The 21,993-nt window shown below is 46.8% G+C and carries 21 protein-coding genes; 16 read left to right on the top strand and 5 right to left on the bottom strand.

Annotated elements, in window-relative coordinates:
* Positions 1-5 precede the first annotated feature (5 nt).
* From ccpN to KNO68_RS05840, 7 genes are all read left to right on the top strand, one after another.
* Positions 6-635: a transcriptional regulator CcpN gene (ccpN, locus tag KNO68_RS05870; protein WP_078147152.1), complete on the top strand. Its 630-nt coding sequence runs from the start codon at positions 6-8 to the stop codon at positions 633-635.
* Positions 622-1,464, top strand: coding sequence for a pyruvate, water dikinase regulatory protein (locus KNO68_RS05865; protein WP_078147151.1), 843 nt, complete (start codon positions 622-624; stop codon positions 1,462-1,464). The genes ccpN and KNO68_RS05865 overlap by 14 nt, the downstream gene beginning before the upstream one ends.
* Before the next feature lie 126 nt (positions 1,465-1,590).
* Positions 1,591-3,402, top strand: coding sequence for a DNA primase (gene dnaG, locus KNO68_RS05860; protein WP_078147150.1), 1,812 nt, complete (start codon positions 1,591-1,593; stop codon positions 3,400-3,402).
* Between the two features lie 35 nt (positions 3,403-3,437).
* Positions 3,438-4,532 (top strand): RNA polymerase sigma factor RpoD, encoded by a 1,095-nt coding sequence (gene rpoD / locus KNO68_RS05855; RefSeq protein ID WP_012726640.1) that lies wholly within the window; start codon positions 3,438-3,440, stop codon positions 4,530-4,532.
* 132 nt (positions 4,533-4,664) lie between these two features.
* Positions 4,665-5,003: a cytochrome c550 gene (gene cccA, locus KNO68_RS05850; protein WP_078147149.1), complete on the top strand. Its 339-nt coding sequence runs from the start codon at positions 4,665-4,667 to the stop codon at positions 5,001-5,003.
* Between the two features lie 95 nt (positions 5,004-5,098).
* Positions 5,099-5,815: a tRNA (adenine(22)-N(1))-methyltransferase gene (locus tag KNO68_RS05845; protein WP_214684010.1), complete on the top strand. Its 717-nt coding sequence runs from the start codon at positions 5,099-5,101 to the stop codon at positions 5,813-5,815.
* Positions 5,815-6,927, top strand: coding sequence for a Nif3-like dinuclear metal center hexameric protein (locus KNO68_RS05840; RefSeq protein ID WP_078147147.1), 1,113 nt, complete (start codon positions 5,815-5,817; stop codon positions 6,925-6,927). The genes KNO68_RS05845 and KNO68_RS05840 overlap by 1 nt, the downstream gene beginning before the upstream one ends.
* Before the next feature lie 42 nt (positions 6,928-6,969).
* Here the strand turns inward: KNO68_RS05840 and KNO68_RS05835 are convergent, their stop codons facing one another.
* Positions 6,970-7,923 carry a 4-hydroxy-3-methylbut-2-enyl diphosphate reductase gene (locus KNO68_RS05835; protein WP_012726636.1) on the bottom strand — a complete coding sequence of 318 codons (954 nt, stop codon included), beginning with the start codon at positions 7,921-7,923 and terminating at the stop codon, positions 6,970-6,972.
* A gap of 129 nt (positions 7,924-8,052) precedes the next feature.
* Here KNO68_RS05835 and KNO68_RS05830 point away from each other — a divergent pair, with 129 nt between their 5' ends.
* The 5 genes from KNO68_RS05830 (at position 8,053) to KNO68_RS05810 (ending at position 13,704) form a co-directional block, all read left to right on the top strand.
* Positions 8,053-9,807: a sensor histidine kinase gene (locus KNO68_RS05830; RefSeq protein WP_251024933.1), complete on the top strand. Its 1,755-nt coding sequence runs from the start codon at positions 8,053-8,055 to the stop codon at positions 9,805-9,807.
* The gene (locus KNO68_RS05825; protein ID WP_078147145.1) at positions 9,804-10,742 is read left to right on the top strand and encodes a sugar ABC transporter substrate-binding protein; all 939 of its coding nucleotides are present in this window, start codon (positions 9,804-9,806) and stop codon (positions 10,740-10,742) included. Before KNO68_RS05830 ends, KNO68_RS05825 begins: the two co-directional genes overlap by 4 nt.
* 61 nt (positions 10,743-10,803) lie before the next feature.
* On the top strand, positions 10,804-12,147 hold the full coding sequence (locus tag KNO68_RS05820) for a DEAD/DEAH box helicase (RefSeq protein WP_012726633.1): 1,344 nt from the start codon (positions 10,804-10,806) through the stop codon (positions 12,145-12,147).
* Positions 12,148-12,228: 81 nt separating this feature from the next.
* Positions 12,229-13,131 (top strand): deoxyribonuclease IV, encoded by a 903-nt coding sequence (locus KNO68_RS05815; RefSeq protein ID WP_214684011.1) that lies wholly within the window; start codon positions 12,229-12,231, stop codon positions 13,129-13,131.
* A gap of 3 nt (positions 13,132-13,134) precedes the next feature.
* Positions 13,135-13,704: a hypothetical protein gene (locus KNO68_RS05810; RefSeq protein ID WP_214684012.1), complete on the top strand. Its 570-nt coding sequence runs from the start codon at positions 13,135-13,137 to the stop codon at positions 13,702-13,704.
* 36 nt (positions 13,705-13,740) lie between these two features.
* On the opposite strand, the gene KNO68_RS05805 is transcribed toward KNO68_RS05810, so the two are convergent.
* The 3 genes from KNO68_RS05805 to KNO68_RS05795 form a co-directional block, all read right to left on the bottom strand.
* A complete protein-coding gene (locus tag KNO68_RS05805; protein ID WP_214686970.1) occupies positions 13,741-13,911 on the bottom strand; it encodes a DUF1427 family protein in 171 nt (56 codons plus the stop codon).
* 91 nt (positions 13,912-14,002) lie between these two features.
* On the bottom strand, positions 14,003-16,168 hold the full coding sequence (locus KNO68_RS05800) for an RNA degradosome polyphosphate kinase (RefSeq protein ID WP_215112206.1): 2,166 nt from the start codon (positions 16,166-16,168) through the stop codon (positions 14,003-14,005).
* A 2-nt stretch (positions 16,169-16,170) separates the two neighbouring features.
* Positions 16,171-17,700 carry a Ppx/GppA family phosphatase gene (locus KNO68_RS05795; protein ID WP_215112205.1) on the bottom strand — a complete coding sequence of 510 codons (1,530 nt, stop codon included), beginning with the start codon at positions 17,698-17,700 and terminating at the stop codon, positions 16,171-16,173.
* A 185-nt stretch (positions 17,701-17,885) separates the two neighbouring features.
* Here KNO68_RS05795 and KNO68_RS05790 point away from each other — a divergent pair, with 185 nt between their 5' ends.
* The 4 genes from KNO68_RS05790 to KNO68_RS05775 are packed head-to-tail and all read left to right on the top strand — an operon-like array spanning position 17,886 to position 21,343.
* A complete protein-coding gene (locus tag KNO68_RS05790) occupies positions 17,886-18,647 on the top strand; it encodes a metal ABC transporter ATP-binding protein (RefSeq protein WP_214737028.1) in 762 nt (253 codons plus the stop codon).
* On the top strand, positions 18,644-19,501 hold the full coding sequence (locus tag KNO68_RS05785; protein ID WP_078147139.1) for a metal ABC transporter permease: 858 nt from the start codon (positions 18,644-18,646) through the stop codon (positions 19,499-19,501). Before KNO68_RS05790 ends, KNO68_RS05785 begins: the two co-directional genes overlap by 4 nt.
* On the top strand, positions 19,494-19,919 hold the full coding sequence (locus tag KNO68_RS05780) for a Fur family transcriptional regulator (protein WP_078147138.1): 426 nt from the start codon (positions 19,494-19,496) through the stop codon (positions 19,917-19,919). The genes KNO68_RS05785 and KNO68_RS05780 overlap by 8 nt, the downstream gene beginning before the upstream one ends.
* 35 nt (positions 19,920-19,954) lie before the next feature.
* Positions 19,955-21,343, top strand: a complete 1,389-nt coding sequence (locus tag KNO68_RS05775) for an NAD(P)H-hydrate dehydratase (RefSeq protein ID WP_215112204.1) — start codon at positions 19,955-19,957, stop codon at positions 21,341-21,343.
* Positions 21,344-21,374: 31 nt separating this feature from the next.
* Here the strand turns inward: KNO68_RS05775 and KNO68_RS05770 are convergent, their stop codons facing one another.
* Positions 21,375-21,959 carry a hypothetical protein gene (locus KNO68_RS05770; protein ID WP_078147136.1) on the bottom strand — a complete coding sequence of 195 codons (585 nt, stop codon included), beginning with the start codon at positions 21,957-21,959 and terminating at the stop codon, positions 21,375-21,377.
* Positions 21,960-21,993: the final 34 nt, after the last annotated feature.

The following is a 21,993-nucleotide window of genomic DNA, read 5'->3' as shown; positions in this document are numbered from 1 at the left end:
TGGCTATGCAACTGAATGAACGCCAACAAAAAATCGCCGAGATCGTGAAGGAGAACGGGCCGATCACAGGGGAACAAATCGCACAAGAGCTCTCATTGACACGTGCGACCCTGCGGCCTGACCTCGCTATTTTGACGATGACAGGCATACTTGAAGCTAGACCTCGTGTCGGCTACACGTTCGTTGGCAAACGGAATTCGTCGATGCTACGAGAAAAGTTAGATTCGCTGACCGTAGGCGACTTCATGTCTTCTGCGAAAGTCGTACGGGATGAGATGACGGTATATGATGCGATTGTCACGTTGTTCTTAGAAGATGTCGGCTCATTGTTCGTTGTCGGACGTGACCGGGAGTTAGTCGGAGTTTTATCTCGTAAAGACCTCCTTCGTGCGGCCATCGGAAATCAAGACTTAGACCAGTTACCCGTCAACGTCATCATGACCCGCATGCCGAACATTACAGTATGTGAGAAAACAGAAACGTTGATTCGAGCTGGGATGAAATTGATTGAGAAACAAATCGATGCCATGCCCGTCGTAGAAGAAAAAGATGGGAAATTGATTGTACTCGGCCGTATGACGAAGACCAATATGACGAAGGTGCTCATTGCGTTAGCGAACGATGAGTCGATCTGAGGAGGAAATCGAATTGACTACGAAACAACTCGTGTTCGTTGTAAGTGACTCGGTCGGAGAGACGTGCGAACTCGTCGTCCGCGCAGCGAGTATCCAATTCCACGAGAATGCGATCGAAACCCTTCGCATTCCGTTCGTCGAAGATGAGCAGACGATTATCGATGTCGTCACGCAAGCAAAAGCACAACAGGCCATCATTGCGTTCACGCTCGTTAATGAGGAACATCGCGCCCTTCTCATGCGACTTGGTAAAGCGCATCAAGTGAAAACGGTTGATTTGCTCGGAGATTTGCTCGATGTATTATCTAGCCAATTGAAAGAAGCGCCACGTGAAAAGCCGGGGCTCATCTATCGATTGGATGATGATTACTTCCGAAAAATCGAGGCGATGGAGTTTGCCGTCAAGTATGACGATGGTCGGGACCCACGTGGCCTGAAAAAAGCTGATATCGTGTTGGTCGGTGTTTCTCGAACGTCAAAGACGCCGCTATCTCAATATCTGGCACTGAAACGATATAAAGTCGCGAACGTGCCACTCGTTCCAGAATCGAGACCGCCTGAGGAATTGTTTGATTTGCCTGCTGAACGATGTGTCGGGTTGATCATCTCCCCGGAAAAGCTGATTTCAATCCGAATGGAACGTCTCAAATCGCTAGGTTTGAAGCCGGAAGCCGATTATGCGCAGCTAGAGCGAATCAATCGTGAACTCGAGTATGCGCGTGGTATTTATGAACGAATCGGTTGCGATGTCATCGATGTGACGAACAAAGCAGTTGAAGAAACGGCAGGGATCATCTTGCGTCATCTTGAACAGTCTAAAGATGATTGAATGAGTAAGTGTTTCAATTAGTAATCATTGCTTCAAGAGGGTATAATAGAGTATTGACAGTACAGTGAAACGGAACGTGATGAGCGTTCCGTTTCGTTGCGAGATTGGAAACAGGGAGTGGTCAACATGCCACGAATACCAGATGAAGTCATCGCAGAAGTGAAACAAGCGACCGATATCGTAGAATTGATTGGCGAACGTGTCGAATTAAAGAAACAAGGACACCGCCTTGTCGGATTATGTCCGTTTCATTCCGAAAACTCACCTTCTTTCTCCGTTTCACCTGAAAAAGGGATGTATCACTGTTTCGGTTGTGGCGCCGGCGGAAATGTATTTACGTTCGTGATGGAAACCGAGGGATTGTCGTTTCCTGAGACGGTCGAACGCTTGGCAACACGGGCGAATATTTCGGTAGACGGGATCCAAGGGGACGAGGAACTGACGCGAGAACAGGTATGGCGCAAACAGATGCGTGATGCGCATCGCCTTGTCGCTGACTTGTATCATGAAGTGTTGATGAAAACAGAAGCTGGAGAAGTGGGCTTAACGTATTTACGGGATCGTGATCTGGCTGAAGAGACGATTGCGCAATACAAGATCGGTTTTGCCCCAGACCAACGACGCTTTACTGTCGAGCTGTTGGAGCGGCGCGGGTTTGATTTAGAAGTAATGGTTGAGGCAGGTTTGATTTCAAAGTCGAAGTCCGGTGAATATTTTGACCGATTTGAAGGACGGGTCGTCTTTCCGATTGCGGATCGAGACGGCACCATCGTTGGCTTCAGTGGACGAGCGATTGATGATCGACAACCAAAATATGTGAATACGGCTGAGACGCCACTCTTCAATAAGAGCGAGTTATTGTTCGGCTTCTCTCAAGCCCGGGCGACGATGCGTAAGAAAAAGCGTGTCTTCCTCGTTGAAGGGAACGTTGACGTTTTACAAGTCGCGCAAGCGGGCACACAAGAAGTTGTGGCATCGCTCGGAACCGCGTTCTCTCCTCAACATGCGAGGGCGCTATCTCGAATCGTGGATGAAGTCATTATCTGTTATGACGGAGACCACGCGGGACAAGAAGCGACACAAAAAGTCATTCGCCTCTTAGAAGCGTCTCCACTCGATGTACAAGTTTTGCCACTACCGGAAAAGACGGACCCAGATGACTATATCCGTCAGCATGGGGCAACTCACTGGCAGCAGTTTATTGAAACTGAGCAGTTGAGTGTTCTCGATTTTATGAATCGCATGTACCGGCGAGGAAAAAACTTGAACCGAGAAGGAGAACGGATTCGCTTTATTGAATCTATGCTTGAAGAGATCGGGAAGACAAATGATTCGATTCGAAGAGATTTATATGTGAAGAAACTGTCGGATGAGTTTGAGATTCCGCTAGAGACGCTCCGTTCGAGAATTCCTCGTCCGACGTCAAGTGAATCAACTCCCAACCGTGCGATGGAACCTGTAGAGTCGGTACGGAAGCGTTCGAGTAAAACAGGTGAGCCTCGTTGGATGAAAGCCGAGAAGTACTTGTTGCGTGCGATGTTGACGGGACCGGAGCAGGTCCGTTTCGTACGCGACCGTTTAGGGCTTCGTTATCAAGATGAAACCCATCGTATGTTAGGGTCAGCATTGTATGAAATCGTATCCGATACGATGACACAGGATGAGTTTGATCAAATCACGCTTTCGTTCATGGAGCGTTATTGCGATCAACGCCCTGATTATGCGATGCGTTTTGCAGAGATCCGTCTGATGGCTGGACCGGATGAACTGTCTGAAGAGGTTTTAGACGAATACATTCGGGTGATAAACAGTTATGAGGAGCAACGTCAAATCGAGCGTGCAAAAAGGGAAATCGCTCAAGACGCCGAAAGTATTGTAGACCAGGCGTCCAAGCTACAAGAATTGATTGCCCGTAGTCGTCGTCTTCGAGAGCGATGATCGTGGATGAAGTTTGGAAGGAGTTGAACTGCTAGATGGCAGAGAAGAAGAAAGAGGATTTATTTAACGCCATAGAAGAACTTGAGAAGTTAGGTAAGAAAAAAGGCGTCGTCTCAATGCAAGCAATCCAAGATCGCCTTAGTCACTTCGAGGTGGATTCGGATTTCATCGATAACTTCATCGAAGATTTAGAGGCTAAAGATATCCGTGTCACAGAAGATGCTGCGGACGCAGAAGAAACACCTGCGAAAAAAGAGGATGAAGAAGTCGATTTGAACGACTTATCAGTACCTCCTGGAATCAAAATCAACGACCCGGTTCGGATGTATTTAAAAGAAATCGGACGTGTCGACCTTCTCAGTGCGAAAGATGAGACGGAGCTCGCTAAACGAATCGAGCAAGGGGACGAAGAAGCGAAAAAACGTCTCGCAGAAGCGAACCTACGTCTCGTCGTGTCGATTGCGAAGCGTTATGTCGGTCGTGGGATGCTCTTCCTTGATTTGATTCAAGAAGGGAACATGGGACTCATTAAAGCGGTCGAAAAATTCGACTACATGAAAGGGTTCAAATTCTCGACGTATGCGACGTGGTGGATTCGCCAAGCCATCACACGTGCGATTGCTGACCAAGCCCGTACGATTCGTATTCCTGTACACATGGTGGAAACAATCAACAAATTGATTCGTGTCCAACGTCAATTGCTTCAAGACCTCGGTCGCGAACCTTCTCCGGAAGAGATTGCCAAAGAGATGGAACTCACACCTGAGAAAGTCCGTGAAATTCTAAAGATTGCCCAAGAACCTGTTTCTTTAGAGACACCGATTGGGGAAGAAGACGATTCACATCTCGGTGACTTCATCGAAGACCAAGATGCGATGGCTCCTCAAGATGCGGCAGCCTATGAATTGTTGAAAGAGCAATTAGAAGACGTGTTGGATACGTTGACAGACCGTGAAGAGAACGTCCTTCGCCTGCGTTTCGGACTAGACGATGGCCGCACACGCACACTCGAAGAAGTTGGTAAAGTATTCGGTGTCACACGTGAGCGGATTCGTCAAATCGAGGCGAAAGCCCTTCGTAAATTGCGTCACCCGAGCCGTTCCAAACGCTTGAAAGACTTCCTCGATTAATTTCATATTTGAATAAAGTGTGAAGTTTTAGAAGAAAGGAAGGAAAATGAGTGATTTTCCTTCCTTCTTTATTATTTTTTGAGTAAAATAGTGTTGGATAGAAATTTGGAATGAACATGAGGGGGAACTACAATGCGTAATCCATTGTTACCGTTTGCGGCAATCGCAATCGTCGCAATTATTGCCATGGTATCATTATCGTATTTTGGGGTGAATCAGGCGCAACAAGCGGCTGAAGGTCCAGCAGTCACTGAAATGAACCCAGAAGAGTTGTATGCTGCGAAGGGTTGCACAGGTTGCCACGGCGGAAACCTTGAAGGTGGCGTCGGTCCAGCACTTACAGGTGTCGGCGATCGTCTTTCACCAGAAGAAATCGCAAACATCGTCGTCAACGGTCAAGGTGCGATGCCAGCAGGTCTTGCATCAGCTGAAGAAGCAGAAGTGCTTGCGAACTGGTTGATTGAACAATAAGAGGTGACGCACTCCATGATGGGGTGCGTTTTTTGTTGTCGAACTGTAGAGAATTCGATACGCTAGGGAAGAAGTAGAACAAAGGAGTTGTCTGTATGCAAGAACGTGTCATGTTAGACCGACGATTGAAGCAGGTTGTCGATTATATCCCAAAAGGAAGTGTGCTCGCCGATATTGGTTCGGATCATGCGTATGTCCCATGCTATGCCTTTCAGCAAGGAATCATTTCAAAAGGAATCGCGGGTGAAGTGAACGTTGGGCCGATGGAAGCTGCGAGAGCACAAGTCGATTTGATTGGGGCAGGTGATACCATTGATGTACGCCTTGGCGATGGTCTTGCTGTCTTACAGCCCAATGAAGCGACGTGTATCTCGATTTGCGGGATGGGCGGCAGTTTGATTCGCTCCATTCTCGAAGCGGGTCAAGATAAGCTCGGTGCGGTCGAACGGCTCGTCCTTCAACCGAACGTTGATGGGCAACACGTACGAAGCTGGCTGCTTGAACATGGATATGTCCTTGTCGAAGAGGCAATTGTGGAAGAAAATGATAAGGTTTACGAAATCCTTGTCGGAGAAAAAGGAACTGAGTCCATTTATAGTGACGAGTCGGACGAGCGCATGTGGCAGTTGTTATTCGGTCCATATCTCGTTCAAGAGCGACCAGAAGCATTTAAACTCAAGTGGAGTCGTGAAGCTGATAAGCTCGATTATGTGCTTGGACAGATGGCAGCTGGCATTCAATCGGAAGCCTTGATTCAAAAACAAGTGGAGTTCAAACGGATGCGTGACAAGATGAGAGAGGTGAGTCAGTAATGGCGAACGGCAATCAAGTGATTCAATTGTTTGAGGAATTTGCACCGAAACATTTGGCGGTCGAAGGGGATAAAATCGGCTTGCAGATTGGCTCGCTCAACAAAGAAGTCAAACGGGTCATGGTCACGCTTGATGTACTTGAATCGGTTGTGGATGAAGCGATTGAGAAACAGATCGATTTGATTATCGCGCATCATCCACCCATCTTTAGTCCGTTAGCTCAAGTCAATGACCGTTCCACGGCTGGGAAGATTACGATGAAATGTATTCAGCACGATATCGCGGTCTATGTCGCTCATACGAATTTAGACGTATGCAGCGGTGGTGTGAACGATTGGATGAGTGAGGCGATCGGTCTCCGCGATACGAAAGTACTCGTCCCGACCTATGAGGAGCCGGTCTATAAACTAAGTGTATTCGTTCCATCCACGCATGCGCATGACGTATCCCTGGCTCTAGGAAAAGCGGGTGCTGGACATATTGGTGACTATGCGGACTGTCAGTTCCGTGTTTCCGGAACGGGGCAATTCACTCCGCTCGAGGGGACAGATCCCTTCATCGGTCGCCCGCATGAAACGGAACAAGTGGACGAGGTGAAAATCGAAACGGTCGTTCGGGAGAGTCAGAAGAAGCGTGTACTAAAAGCAATGAAAGACGCCCATCCATATGAGGAAGTGGCGTATGACCTCATGCGCGATGAAATCGAGGGTCATGTATTTGGGCTAGGGCGAATCGGTCGACTTGAACAGGCCATGACACTTGAACAGTTTGCCGAACACGTGAAAACAAGCTTTGGGGTTGAGGGCGTGCGAGTTGTCGGAGACCCGGGGCGTTCGATTGAAAAAGTTGCCGTATTAGGTGGAGACGGGAATAAGTATGTGTCTACTGCGCATTTCAAAGGTGCAGATGCATATGTGACGGGTGATTTATATTTCCATGTGGCTCATGATGCGATGGCGCTTGGACTCGCAGTCGTAGACCCGGGACATCATGTCGAGAGTATCATGAAACAAGGTGTGATCGACGTGCTCAGCAAAAAGTTTGAAAAAGCGAAAATCAATGTCGACTTGATTCAATCTGTTGCCAACACGAATCCGTTTCAATTCAAGTAAAGCCTAAAAATCCCCCATCCTCTGAGAGAATGGGGGATTCCTTCACTTACGCAATGCTTTCACTTTCGGTAAGATACTCCGAAGTTCAAGAAATGGCGTTTTATCATGCGTGCTTAAATCGTCTGGGTCATATTGCGATAAAAAGTCGATGACTTTTTTCGTGATCGGTGTCGGGGTAGAGGCGCCCGACGTCACAGCGACGGTCTCCACGCCTTCGAGCCAATTCAAGTCAAGTTCACTCAAGTCACCGATCCGATAGGCATTTGTTCCGGCAATCTCTTTTGAAACTTGTGCTAAGCGATTGGAGTTATTTGATTTGGGATCTCCGACGACAATCAATAATTCGCAGTCTCCCGCTTGTTCAGCGACGGCTTCTTGACGAACTTGCGTCGCGTTACAGATTTCATTATGCACTTCCACGTGAGGATAACGGGCTTGAATCGTTTCAATTAATGCGGAAACGTCCCATTGACTCATCGTCGTCTGGTTCGTCACCAAAATTTTTCGTTCGAACAAGCGACTCGGCAACTGATCGATTTCATGTTCATATTGAATCAAATGAACATGGTCTGGTGCAACACCAATTGCACCCTCCGGTTCCGGATGCCCATGTTTTCCGATATAGATGACATCATATCCTTCTGCCGTTTTCTCACGAATCAAATCGTGTGTGACTAAGACGTCAGGACAAGAGGCGTCTACAATCGTCAATCCTTTCTCGATGGCACGTTTCCGGACGAGTGGTGAAATGCCGTGCGCCGTGAAGACGACCGTTCCTCGATCGATGGTTTCGAGCGCTTGCATGCGGTCTTCTCCATCAACGGTTTTGACACCGAGATCCTCAAACGCCTGCGTGACGTGACGGTTATGGACAATCATTCCAAGTATATGAATCGGGCGTGGCAAATCTGGATTTGCGACGGCCTCATTTGCGAGCTTCATGGCATCGACGACACCATAACAATATCCGCGTGGGCTAATTTTTTTAACTTTCATATGAAGACGAAGGCTCCTTTCGAAGTGCTTTCATACGTATTAGTCTAACATTGTTTCGAAAATACGAAAAGATTTGCGTGTATTCATGCTATAATTTTTAGGTTAGAGAGGAGGGACGCCGTGAATCGCATGAAACCATTGCGTGAACTAAGAAAATCGTACTTTTTCCAAATTACGTTCATCATCATCATTATTTTAGCACTTGTCATTTCATCACTTGCCTTCTCTGCTGACCGCGTCACGGTGTCTCGAGCAGAAGAATTGGCGAAAGAGCAATTTGATTACGCCATCGATGACAGTATTGAGAATGTGGAGTCCCAACTTGGGAAATTGTATGAGGATTTAGTTTACTTAGGCGCTTACGTTGGAAATGAGCCATGGATTGAAGAACGGATCCGAACAGGATATTTGAATCAACGCACGAGTTTTACGTCCATCTTTTATTATGATGTCAATCAAGACTCATTTAAATGGTACTCGGAGCGACAAGTCGCCTCTTCTGTATTGAAACGCGATCCGAAGTTTACGGAAGTATTGACTGCAAGTGGAAAAGAACTATATATGAGTGACCCTGTGATGATCAGTGGGGATATGGGAACTTTCCTATACGTTCCGGTCATCGAAGAGAACCGACCAATCGGTATTTTTGGGGGGAGCATTAGTGTCTTGAACTCTGACTTGTATCGTCGTTCGTTGGAATCTGCGAATGATGACATGATTCTATACTTGTTAGATGAGCAAGGCGAAGTGTTGACGACTTCGTTCAACTTGGTCACAGATGCAGAGCGTCGGATATCGCGTGAAGTCATCGACGAAGCATTAAATCGAAGCGAACGGACAATCTTGAGTACGGATGAAGATACGGTAATGTTTGAACCGGATGCAAGAGTCAGTGGATGGAGCATGCTCGCAAAACATCAAAATGACTCCGTCTATGAAACGGTCTACGACACGCGTTGGCAGTATTTGATGATTGCGCTCGTTACATTCTTCCTGAGCATTCTCGTTGGATTGTTGCTTTCCCGGACGTTAACGAATCCGCTTGTCGAGCTGGTCAATCAAATTAAACAACAACAATCGCTCGGAACGATCTCGTTGGAAAGAACCGGTTCGAAAGAAGTGGAGACGCTACTCGACACGTATAACGATTATGCACAACGGATGGAAACGTCACGACGTGAACAGTTGAGTCAGCAACAGTTGATTTTGCATCAAGAAAAATTAGCCTCACTCGGTCAATTGGCCGCGGGAATTGCCCATGAAATTCGAAATCCTCTAACTCCCGTCCACATCACGTTACAAATGGTGCGCGAGGGTCAAGGTAGCTCAGATATGGTGGATGTCGCCATCAAAGAACTGGAGCGGGCGAATGATTTGATTTCAACGATGTTGACGCTCGCCAAACCAGATCAGGCTGGTAAAAACGAAGATTGGATCAACATGTTAGACTTTGCGAAACGACTTGAATTTTTAATGGATGCCGAATGTTACAAACGACCGACAAAATGGGAATTACTTGTACCGAACGACATGCCTCCATTTTATGCATCCTTTGATATGCTCGTTCAAATCATCTACAACCTCTTCAAAAATGCGGTCGATGCCGTCGAATCAAAAGGGGCTGAAGGTAGTGTCGTCGTGACGGTCCTCTTTACGGAGCAGGAATATCGCTTCTTGATTGAAGATAACGGGATTGGCATGAGTGAGGAACAACTCAAGACAGTTGGTTCCGCCTTCAATACGACGAAGGAAAGTGGGAATGGTCTAGGGATCTATATGATTCAAGAGTACTTGAAGAGCGTTAACGGTGCGATGGAGATTGATAGTGTGATGAACAAGGGGACCGCGATTTTAATCAAAATCCCAAGGAGACAACCGTCATGAAAGGACTAAAACATTATTGGCTTTGGTTACCGGTCGTGTGGGCCATGACGATTCTCCTCATTACCTCGATTCAACTCCCAGAGCAAAAAACGAATGAAAAAGAAGTCGGATTTGTGTTTGTCAGTGATAAACATGAGCATGCGAATAAACTACTGGACTCGTTCGTGCATACAGCAAACCAAAAAGGGTTCATCCCGATTCCGACCACGAGTGAAGACTCGCGTGTCCTTGAAAAAGAAAAACTAGATTCATTGATTGACCGGGGTGTCGAGGCCATCTTTTTGACGACTCTCGATGACACGTTCATTCAACCCTCATTAGAACGCGCAAAACGAAAAAACATTCCGATTATTGCGATTGACCGTATGATTGATCATCCGAGTGTGCTCACATCCGTCGTTTCCGACAATGTCGATATCGGTCGGATGGCGGCCGAACAAATTGCTGCCAAGTATAGTGAGCTCGAACGTCCGATTCGCGTGGTCGAAGTGAGGGGGACGCCGAAAGTTCGCTCCACGATGGACCGAAGTCTTGGTATCCGAGAGTACGAAAAGCAACATGGCGACGATTTTCAGATCATTGCATCCATCACCGGGAACTATGACACATTCCAAGCTGAAATCGAGATGTCACGTTGGTTAGAAGAAAAGATTCCGTTTGATGCAATCTTTTCACACAATGACGATAATACGTTTGGTGTCGTCCGGGCTTTAGAAAGTCATGGTTTGACGGACAAGACGATCGTTTCGGTCGACGGGATTTCAGATATCTATCCGCTCATTCAAAATGGGAAGGTCAATGCCACTGTCGTGCAGTCACCGAACGAGATGATGGAAGTCGGCTTCAAAGCACTCGAACAACATTTAAATGGAAAGAAAATTGCCAAACACTATTATTCATCGAGTTATTTATATGAAGGTGTGGCAAAAGATTGATTGACAAATCATTTGATTCCGCTATGCTAGGAAAAGTGGAAAGAAACAGGAGGTGTATCGATTGAACAGCTTCCAACAGTTCAAATTGCTACCGTTTATGGTTGATGCGTTAACCGAAAAGCGCATTACGAAACCGACCGATATACAAGCCCGAATTATTCCGGCTGCCTTGAATGGTCGAGATATTATTGGAAAATCACAGACAGGAACGGGTAAAACACTTGCGTTCTTGTTACCGATCGTTGAAGCGATCAACCCAGAAGATGCTTCAGTTCAAGCAATCGTCGTCGCACCGACACGCGAACTCGCTTGGCAGATTCATGAAGAATTGAAATCGATTCTTATTAAAAACCCAGATTACATCAAATCGAGTTTGATTGTCGGAGGGACAGACCGCGAACGTCAGATCGATAAGATGAAAAATCCGCCACAGTTGATCATCGGGACACCGGGACGAATCCTTGATCTCATGAAAGCACAGGCGTTATTCCCGCACAAAGTGACACACTTTGTCGTCGATGAAGCCGATCAAATGCTCGATATGGGATTCTTGCCCGAGGTCGACCGCATCGCACAGGCGCTTCCTGAAAAACTACAAACGATGGTCTTCTCAGCGACGATTCCTGAGAACCTTGAACCGTTCTTGAAGAAGTACCTTCATGACCCACGCTTTGCAGAGGCGAGCCCAGAACATCGCGTCGCACCAAAAATCAAGCACCACGTGATTCCAGTACGTCACCGTGACCGTAAAGAATTGACTGTCGAAATTGCGAAAGCAATCAATCCATTCGTTTGTCTCGTGTTCACCAATACGAAACAAGAGGCAGATGAGTTGGAGACGTCGTTCCGCGAAGCAGGTCTAAACGTCGGTACGTTGCATGGTGACATGCAGGCACGTCGCCGCAAACAAGCCATCAAGGACATCAATGATGCGAAATATCAGTATGTGATTGCTACGGATTTAGCGGCTCGCGGTATCGATATTTCAGGAGTCTCTCACGTCATCAACCACGGGATTCCGAAAGACCTTGATTTCTATACGCACCGTGTCGGTCGTACGGGACGTGCGGGCGCATCAGGTGAGGCGTACACACTATATGAGGACCATGAGAATGGACCAATCAACAGACTTGAAGAACGTGGGTTCGAATTCACTCATGTGGACTTGCGCAACGGTTCGATTCAACCGATCAAGACACGTCGTCGTCGCCAAACAGACCGGAAGATGAAGGTCTCACACACGGCTCATAGTCGGATGGCCGGTGAAATCAAGAAGGCGAAGAAGAAAGTGAAGCCTGGCTATAAGAAGAAATTCAAGTATAAGTTGAAAGAGACGGCATCACGTGAGCATATGCAACAGCAACGCTCGGATCGCCGTGCAGCACGTAAGAAAAATAAACGATAATGTTTGGGAGAATCGACTTCTTGGAGTCGGTTCTTCTTTTTGTGTACACTAGAGATAGAAGATGATGAAGGGAAGATGAGGATGTTAAAAATAGGTTCACACGTTTCGGTATCAGGTAAAAAGATGTTGTTAGCAGGGAGTGAAGAGGCTGTCTCTTACGGGGCGAATACGATGATGGTGTATACAGGTGCGCCCCAAAACACACGCCGTAAACCCATTGAAGATTTAAATATTGAGGCAGCACTCAAACATATGGCCGCACATGACATCGAAGAGATTGTTGTTCACGCTCCATATATCATCAATCTCGGGAATACGACGAAACCTGAGACGTTTGAATTGGCCGTCTCTTTCTTAACTCAGGAATTAAAGCGGGCAGAAGCACTCCAAGTGGCTCGCCACGTCGTTCTTCACCCGGGCGCTCATGTCGGAGCGGGAGAAGAAATCGGTCTCGCTCGAATCATCGAAGGATTGAATGAAGTGTTGACTGGCGACGAACAAGTAAAGATTGCGCTTGAGACGATGGCAGGGAAGGGAAGCGAACTTGGTAAGACGTTTGAAGAGCTTGCGACCATCATTGATGGCGTGACGCACAATGATCGACTCTCAGTTTGCTTTGATACGTGTCACGTCCATGATGCAGGATATGACTTAGTCGGTGACTTAGACGGCGTCATTGAACAATTCGATCGCATCGTCGGACTCGACCGTCTCGGAGTGATTCATGTAAATGATTCGAAGAATGTGCGCGGTGCAAAAAAAGACCGTCATGAAAACATTGGCTACGGAGAGATTGGATTTGATACGCTAAATCGTATTATTCATCACGAGGCATTTGCGCATCTACCGAAAATTCTAGAAACGCCATATATCCCGATTAGCGAAAAAACAAAAGTCGCTCCATATAAACAAGAGATTGAAATGTTCCGTGCCAATCAATTTGATGCCGAGTGGCGTGAACGATTCACGCTCGCTCATCAATAAGCGATGAACGTCCTACAAGTCGATCCAAAGCGATATGATGTCTGGAACGCATTCCCGACTTATTTTCTTGAACAGAGTCCGGTTTATGTAAAGGGGTCCGTGACGACACCGACAGCATTTATCGAAGTGATGGGGCATGGCATCGTGGCGGAAGCAGAGGTGTTACTTGAAGAGACGATTGAGCGACCAGACGATCCGTATTGGCTCGGAGAGAGACAGGGAGGGGTGGCGCTGTATTCCTTAGTCGACCTGTTACAACTTCATTTTCATCATCCGCTCTTGCAAGTGGGAATGTATGAGGGGGATGAACCGTACGAGTCGATTCGAACAAAATGGAATGACGGCTATCATGTACCATCGTCTAAATGGACGAAAGCGTCATATGAGGCGCACTTGTTTCGAGAAAAACTCTTAGCACCAAAGTCTCATGTGACGACTTGTGCGAGCTGTCATGTAAACCTAGCTGAACGATTTGGGAAAGAGGCGTATCACTTGATTGAGTATCACTTGACAGAGGAACGTGGCATCTGGGTTTGTCCGACCTGTCATAAAGCCATTCATACATTAGACTAAATAATAAAAGATGCCCCTTTTTGAGGGCATCTTTTATTAGAATGGCCAGTTCGATACAGCAAATTGATAAACCTTCATTCCGAGGAACACCCCGAAAATCCCAACAACTCCTGGTAATACCGGTGGGGCAGGGAGTGGCAGTTTGAGTGCAGTGAAGATGGCACCACAAATCAAGCCGGCGAGTAATGATAGTAAAATCTCCTGCATAAATAATTCCTCCATCTCTAAATGAAAGCGCTTCATAATAACTGAATCGAATTTATTATACAACGAGTTTTCTTATTTGAGAAGTCTAACATCAGTCATCCGTCATTTTCTCGTTCTCGGCCCGAAGGCGGAGCACTTCTCGTTCCGCCCAATTTGACGGTTCTCGTTCAAATACGCTAGGTATGTTGTTCCATCGACCACCCGTATATTGATGGATGATAATTTGAGATTGAATCTCTTCCTCGTTGGTCTCACGTTTCACGTATACATAGCGGCCGTCAGAACGTTGTCTTCTTGCTTTCACATTATCGACGAGTTGAAGGGCCATCATATCTTTGATGTATGTTTTATGTGATGCGTTCAAGATAGGGAAGAGTATCTCGATCCGTTTTTTCATATTTCGTGTCATCCAGTCCGCAGAGGAACAGTACAAGTCTTCTTTTCCATTTTGGTAAAAATAAAAGATTCGGGAATGTTCGAGATATCGGTCGATGATCGAGATGACTTTGATGTTTTCAGAGACCCCTTTAATTCCCGGTCGTAAGCAACAAATGCCTCGGACAATCAAATCGATTTTCACTCCCGCGGACGAAGCATCATACAATTTTGTGATGATGGCCCGGTCCGTGATCGAGTTCATCTTAGCGACGATGCGACCGTTGCCGTACTTTTCATGCAGTTTGATCTCATCATCGATTTTATTCAAGAAGAAGTCTTTCATGTCGTCAGGCGACGTCTCGAACTGATGCCAAGATGGTCGTTCCCCATAACCGGATAACCAGTTGAAAAAGTTCGTTGCATCTTCAGCGAGTTCTTCATTTGTGGTGAGGAGCCCAATGTCTGTGTACAGCTTGGCGGTTGAATCGTTATAGTTACCGGTTCCGAGATGAATGAACCGTTGCAACACACCACCTTCTAGAATGCGAACGACGAGGGTGATTTTTGAGTGTGTCTTCAGTTCTTTATAGCCGTAGATGACGTGAGCCCCGGCTTTCTCAAGTTGCTTCGCCCATTGAATGTTTTTTTCTTCATCAAAACGTGCTTTTAGTTCGACGAGGACAGTGACTTGTTTTCCGCTCTCGGCTGCATCAGTCAAAGCTTTGATGATGGGAGAGTCCCCTGAGACGCGATAGAGTGTCTGCTTGATTGCCAAGACGTTCGGGTCTTTGGCGGCTTGAACGATAAAACGGACGATTGGATCGAATGAATGATACGGGTGATGGAGCAGATAATCCTGTTTAGCGATACTTTGGAATAAATCTTTGCCCGATTCAAGACCTTCTGGGATAAATGGGATCAACGTTTCATTGATCATGTCATCATATTCCATCCCGATCTGATTGTAGATCCCAAACAGGAAGGTCAAGTCGATCGGACCGTCGACAATAAAGATATCCCGGTCATGTAAGTCAAGGACGTCTTGTAGCATGAACAACAGTTCTTTTCGTAACGATCGTTGCTGTACCTCGAGTCGGATGGCAACCCCATATCTTCTCTTCTTCAACTCTTTTTCGATTTGTTTCAAGACGTCACGACTGCCCTCTTCGTGAAACGGCATGTCCGCGTTCCGCGTAATTCGGAATGGCATCGTGGACTCGACGACAAATCCTTTGAAGAGTGAGTCGATGTATTGAATGATCAAATCCTCAAGTAAAATCAAATCGGTATGTTCTTCATCATCGGTAGGTAGTTCCAGATACCGCGGAAGAACGGATGGCACTTGAACGAGGGCGAGTCGTTTTTTTCGTTCGCCATTCGAGGCAATCTCGACAGCAATATTCAGTGACTTAGATAAGAGCATTGGGAACGGACGATAGGCGTCGACTGCAATCGGTGTCAGGACAGGGAATACGTGCGTTCGAAAGTACTCTTTCACGAAATCTTGTTGGGTCTTGTTCAAATGTTTCGTCCGTAAGAAGCGGACGTGCTGATTCGATAACTGTTTTGTGATTTTTTTATATGTCGCATATTGCGTCTCGACGAGTTCTTGCGCTCGCACCGAAATGGATTTGATCTGCTGTTTTGGAGTGAGGCCCGTCTTGTCTTCCGGACGGTTGAACCCGGCGAGGACCTCATCTTTCAATCCACCGACTCGTACCATATAAAATTCATCAAGGTTAGAACTAAAAATCGCCAAAAATTTCAATCGTTCCATCAATGGATTTCGTTCATCCATCGCCTCCTCGAGGACACGCTCGTTAAAGTCGAGCCAGCTGAGTTCACGGTTGTTAAAATGTTCATTCGTATATTCGGACATGGTTACTCCTCCTCGCTCAAGACAATCTCAATCGATTGAGCAATTGCGCGTTCTAAATGCTTTTTATGGCGAGTGCTTCGCTGCAACTCAAAACGTGCGGAACCATTCGTATCTAGCGTAAGTGTGAGACCGTCCTTTGTACTAGCAACATGGATGTCCGTCACGATCTGACGCTCCGTCAAGTCGAGGGCATCGACGAGTTTCACAATCGATCCGAGCAACTCCAAACTCTTTAATAACTTTTGATCAAACCATTTCGGGAAAGCCTCGATATGTTGTTCCAGTACTCGTTTTGATTTGAAGGATGTGACTAGGGCAAGGGCGAGTCGATCCTCGTTGTTTAGTCCTTTGAAATCGTTTGTGGTGATCAGATGGAACGTGTGGTCACTCTTATTGTTGTGATCGATATATTCACCGACATAGGCAAGGCGGCAGGCACCTTCAAGAAGACCAGGCTCAAATGGTTTCGGTTTAATCGCTTTCACTTCAATTAATCCGGTATATAACTGTCTAGCCAATCGGATAAGATGTTGATGACGAGTCGGATTCACGTCGTATTGTTTTTCAAAATGACGAAAACTTTCTTCTTTCACATCGGCAAAACGAACTTTATCATGCTCATGTAAATAGTTTTCATAGAAGAGACCTTCACGGAGTCCATTGTTACTCATCGTGAACTCAGGTACTTTCAAATATTTAGCGAGTTCGCCGATTGCTGTCACGGCAGGCGCGATGATGTCGACCCGGTCTTTTGACAGCCCATCCAAACGTCCGAGTTGTTTGCTCGACATTCCGACGAGCTCATCTATGACGTCCTCCAACTGTTCAGCAGAAATCGTATACTGATGGATTCCTTCAAGCGGGAAGTTCGATATGGTCTGTTCGACCCGGACTAAGTTACGAGCCGTCCCACCGACACCGACAAGTGGGACACCATGTGGTTCGAGCCATTCAATTTCTTTGAATGCCTTCTTTAAGTATGTGGTCAACGCTTTCCGCTCGTCTTTCGTCATCATCTCATCTTTCATAAATTCTTTCGTTAACGTCACGGCACCGAACGGAAAACTGTGATAAAAGACGAGCTCTCGGTTCTGAAAGTACGTGACTTCCATTGATCCCCCACCAATATCGACGGAATATCCATCTTCCACATAGGTGGAGTTGACGATGGCCGAATATCCGTAAAAGGCTTCTTCGTAATCGCTCAACAGGCGGATGGTCATCCCTGTAGATTGTTTGACGTTCTGCAAAATCTCATCTGAGTTATTTGCGTTTCGAATGGCTGCCGTCGCTACTGGGAGCACATCGGTAACGTGATGATGGTCGTTCAACTCTTTAAAGTGACGTAACGTATCGATGAGTGAAGCGATTCCTTCTTCAGTCATTTCATTCGCATCACTAATATGGCTGGACAATCGCGCGACTTCTTTCACATTTAACCGTTCGAAGTATTGTCCTTCCTCGTTCACTTCGAAGATGACGTTTCGAATCGAGTTGGATCCGATATCAATAACTGCCAGTTTCTTTTCCATAAAACCATCCCCTTCATAATACTAGTGTAATCGACAAGGTTTTGAACGAACATACGATTTACGTGAATTTTAACATTTGACTAAGTGAAACCGGTCTTGCTTGAAGGTGTGCGTGATATTCTGTATAATACAAACGCCTAGAAAGTAGAAATGATTACGATTTAACATATGAGAGAAGGGATTAGATGACTACATCTGTCGTCAAATTAAACGAGGTGTCTTATTTCTATGATGGGACACCGGCCTTACAAAACGTATCGATTGATATTCGGCAAGGGGACTTTGTCGCAATCGTCGGAGAAAACGGTTCTGGGAAGTCGACTTTGATTCGAACCATTCTTGGATTACTGAACCCACAGCAAGGGTCGGTCGAATTGTTCGGCAAGCCCATTTCGCAGTTTAAAGATAAGTCTCGTATCAGTTACGTTTCCCAAAAAGCGGCTTCCTTTAACTCGGGATTCCCGGTTACCGTCGAAGAAGTAGTCGCGATGGGTAGATATGGACGTCTCGGTTTATTCAAACGTTTGAAGATGGAAGACCAGGCAGCGATTCAAAATGCGTTACAAACAGTCAACATGTGGCAGTATCGTCATCGGAAAATTGGAGATCTATCCGGAGGACAACAACAGCGCGTCTTTATCGCCCGAGCGATGGTCAACCAACCTGATCTATTGATTCTCGATGAGCCGACCGTCGGTGTGGACCAAAAGCACTTACAAGATTTTTATGAAGTCTTGCATATGCTTCGTGAACATACGACTTGTACGTTCGTCCTCGTCACCCACGATTTAAACGTGGTGACCGACCTCGTCACAAAAGTCGTCCATCTCGACCGCGGACGATTGGCATGTAATTGTGGACTGAGAGAATACAGCGAGCTCGGAGAACTCGCATCATCCATCAAACCTTATCCTGTTAAAGTACTTGTTCACGAGGGAACGACATGATCACAGATCTTTGGACATATAGTTTTTTACGTTATGCGTTCATTGCAGCACTTGTGATCGGGTTTACCGCACCGCTCATCGGTTCATTTATCGTGGTGAGACGGATGAGCTTGATTGCCGATGCATTGTCACACATGACGCTTGCCGGAATTTCATTCAGTTTATTTCTCGGACAATATATCGCTCTATTCGCTGATCTCAATCCCCTTTATATGGGAACGCTCATCTCTGTATTGGCGGCGTTAGGGCTCAACTGGCTTCGAGGGAAATATGTGCACTTCCAGGAACTATCCATTCCGATCATGATGTCCGCAGGAATGGGACTCAGTGCCATCTTTATCTCGCTATCGCGAGGATTCTCGGTCGACTTGTCCACACTCTTGTTCGGGTCGATCTCTGCCGTGAGTCAGTCGGACATCACATTGATTGTCAGTGTGGCCGTCTTGACGTTTCTTGTGATCTTTATCTTCTATAAGCAGTTGTTGTTCTTATCGTTTGATGAAGAGCAGGCAAAAGTGTCGGGATTACCGAGTACGATGCTTCATATGTTATTCATGTTCATCGTAGCGCTTGTGATTGCCGTTAGCATGCGAATTGTCGGAACGCTTCTCGTATCTAGCTTGATTACGTTACCCGTCGCAGCGGCGCTACGCTTTACATCGAGCTTCAAACAGACCATTCTCTGGTCCATCATCTTCGGAGAGGTCGCGACAATCGGTGGGCTCGTCCTTGCATATGATCTCGATGTCGCTCCAGGCGGTGTCATCGTATTGATTGCGGTCGGTATTTTAGCAGCCGTCATGGCGCTCGAGAAAGTCATGAGTTTTAAGAAAAAGGAGGTACAACATGAATGAGACTGAACGATTGAATCGTCTGCGTGCATCTTCTTTGAAAGTGACGCCGAAACGTCTTGAAATGTATGCTTATCTCTCTGAAGAAGACCGATATATCAGTGCGAAGGAAGTACTCGAGTACATGCGAGACAAACATCCGACGATGAGTTTTGACACGGTATATCGAAATTTGAAGTCGTTCGCGGAGGAAGGATTACTTGAAGCGACGGAACTCGATGGTGAGAAATCCTTTCGAGTCACCTGTAGTGCAGCGCATCACCATCACCATTTGATTTGTCGGAGCTGTGGAAAGACGAAACTGCTCGATTTATGTCCGATGCGCTTCGTAGAGGCGCTCGACCCTGAATTTGAAGTGGTCGATCATAAATTTGAGATATATGGGTATTGTAAAGAATGTAAGCAAAAGGGATTGATTTGATTCAATCCCTTTTTTGTATCGAAGGGGGAGGTCAGATGATCTATACAGCTGCTGAAATCAAGCGGATTGATCGCACAGCAATCCAAAATGGGATGCCCGAAGAGGTGTTGATGGAGCGAGCGGCCTCGGCGATTGTGCCCCACATTCGAATCGATTCGCAGTCTACCATTTTGGTGATTTGTGGGACGGCCAACAACGGTGGGGACGGTTGGGTCGTTGCTCGAGAGCTTGCTATGAGAGGGCATGAGGTCAGCGTATGGTCACCGTTAGGGAAAAGTAAGTCTGAGGCGGCTGCAATACACGCTTCCTACGCCTCCGCATTTATTCACCTTGTGGAGCGGCCGATTGAAACAGATGTCATCATTGATGCCCTGTTCGGTGTCGGATTGTCCGGTCCCGTGACTGGTCACGCGCGGGAAGTGATTGAATGGGTGAATCATCAATCGACGCCGGTCATCTCGATTGACGTACCGTCAGGCATACCGAGTGATCACACTCGTGACTTTGATGACATGGCGATTCGGGCGACATATACGTATTCGTTACACGGTTTCAAGCGTTCGACATTCTTAAATCGGACGGCTCCGTTCTATGGCAAAGTGGAACGGGTTGATATCGGACTCCCGCATACATCCGATTGGAAGGTGTTGACCGAAACTGATTTCGATCGATCTCTTTTGGGGCGTGATCAATTCAGCCATAAGACGACATATGGACATGGGATGCTCATCGGAGGGAGTCGTCATTTTCTCGGTGCACCATTCTTGGGTGGTCGTGCTGCAACTCGTTCTGGCATTGGCTTATTGCGTCTATCCATTCCACGCGAAGCGAGCCCGCTCATCTCAACATTACCTGAAGCGATGTATCAGCAACACACCGATGTGGTGGAACAATCGTACGATGCACTGGCCATCGGTCCCGGAATGGTCGAAGGGGAGGCCTTGAATCTCATCTGGCAATACGCGAAACAGCAGCCCTGTCCTGTCATTTTGGATGCTGGGGCATTGTCGACGAAACGACTGGAAACTCGGGGGCCGCTCACGCTTACACCGCATCCAGGTGAATTTTCAAGATTGACCGGTAAATCGGTCGAAGAGATTGAGGCAGACCGCTTCTCCATCGCTTGTGAGTTCGCGAAACGACACCGGGTCCATTTGATTTTGAAAGGCACGTATACGCTCATCGTCACACCTGACGGAACAGGTGCCGTCAATACTGTTGAAGCGTCGGCGTTAGCGAAAGGTGGAAGTGGGGACGTGTTGACTGGCATCCTTCTGGCGCTATGGGCTAGAAAAGAAAAACCTTCGTCACCGAACGAGCAAGCGGTGCTATGGCATGCGCTCGCTGCCAAGTCGATTAGCCAGACGATACACCCCGCAAGTGTACTCGCAAGCGATTTAATCGAAGAGCTCGGACGAATGTAAAAGGCAAGCCCGATTGCGTCGGGCTTGCCTTTTAACGTTGCTGTAGAACGATTTGTTTCTCCAATTGCGCGACATGGTAATGCGCCTCACGCCATGTCGAAATGCGAGTTACGCCCTCTGGTAACGTCTTACGATTATAGGGTGCGTCGAATAGGAGTACGGGAATTGACGTTTCTTCATGAATCGAGATGGCATTCTCATACCGGTCTTCCATAAACAGTTCGAGTGACAAGTCTTTGACGACATTGATTTTATCGTGAGAACCGGTCATGACCAACGAATCGAGTGGCAAGCGATGCTGTTTGATCCATTCTTCCGTAACCGGTCGAACTGCCTCACTTCGGGCCGTGACGTAGTGCAGGTGATGCTGCTGCTTTAATTCCCATAACACATCCAACACATCAGAGTGCGGAAGAGAACGACGGTAAATCGCTTCTTCATGCCCCTCTTCAATCATAAACTTCCAAAATTCATGTTGTTCCATCGTCGTATACGTGTGTAACTCGTACTCGGTCGCACGATGATAGTCAATTGAATAGCCGAGTGATTCATTCATATATAGAAAACAACTTTTAGGATCTGTAACGGTTCCATCCAAATCAATGCCGATTCGCATCTCATCACTCCTCCTCACATGCCCTCTATTCTAT

Source organism: Exiguobacterium sp. s75, assembly GCF_018617145.1.
Taxonomy (GTDB): Bacteria; Bacillota; Bacilli; order Exiguobacteriales; family Exiguobacteriaceae; genus Exiguobacterium; species Exiguobacterium profundum.
The sequence above is the reverse complement of the archived record's forward strand: the minus strand, read 5'-3'. Positions and strand labels throughout refer to the sequence as shown.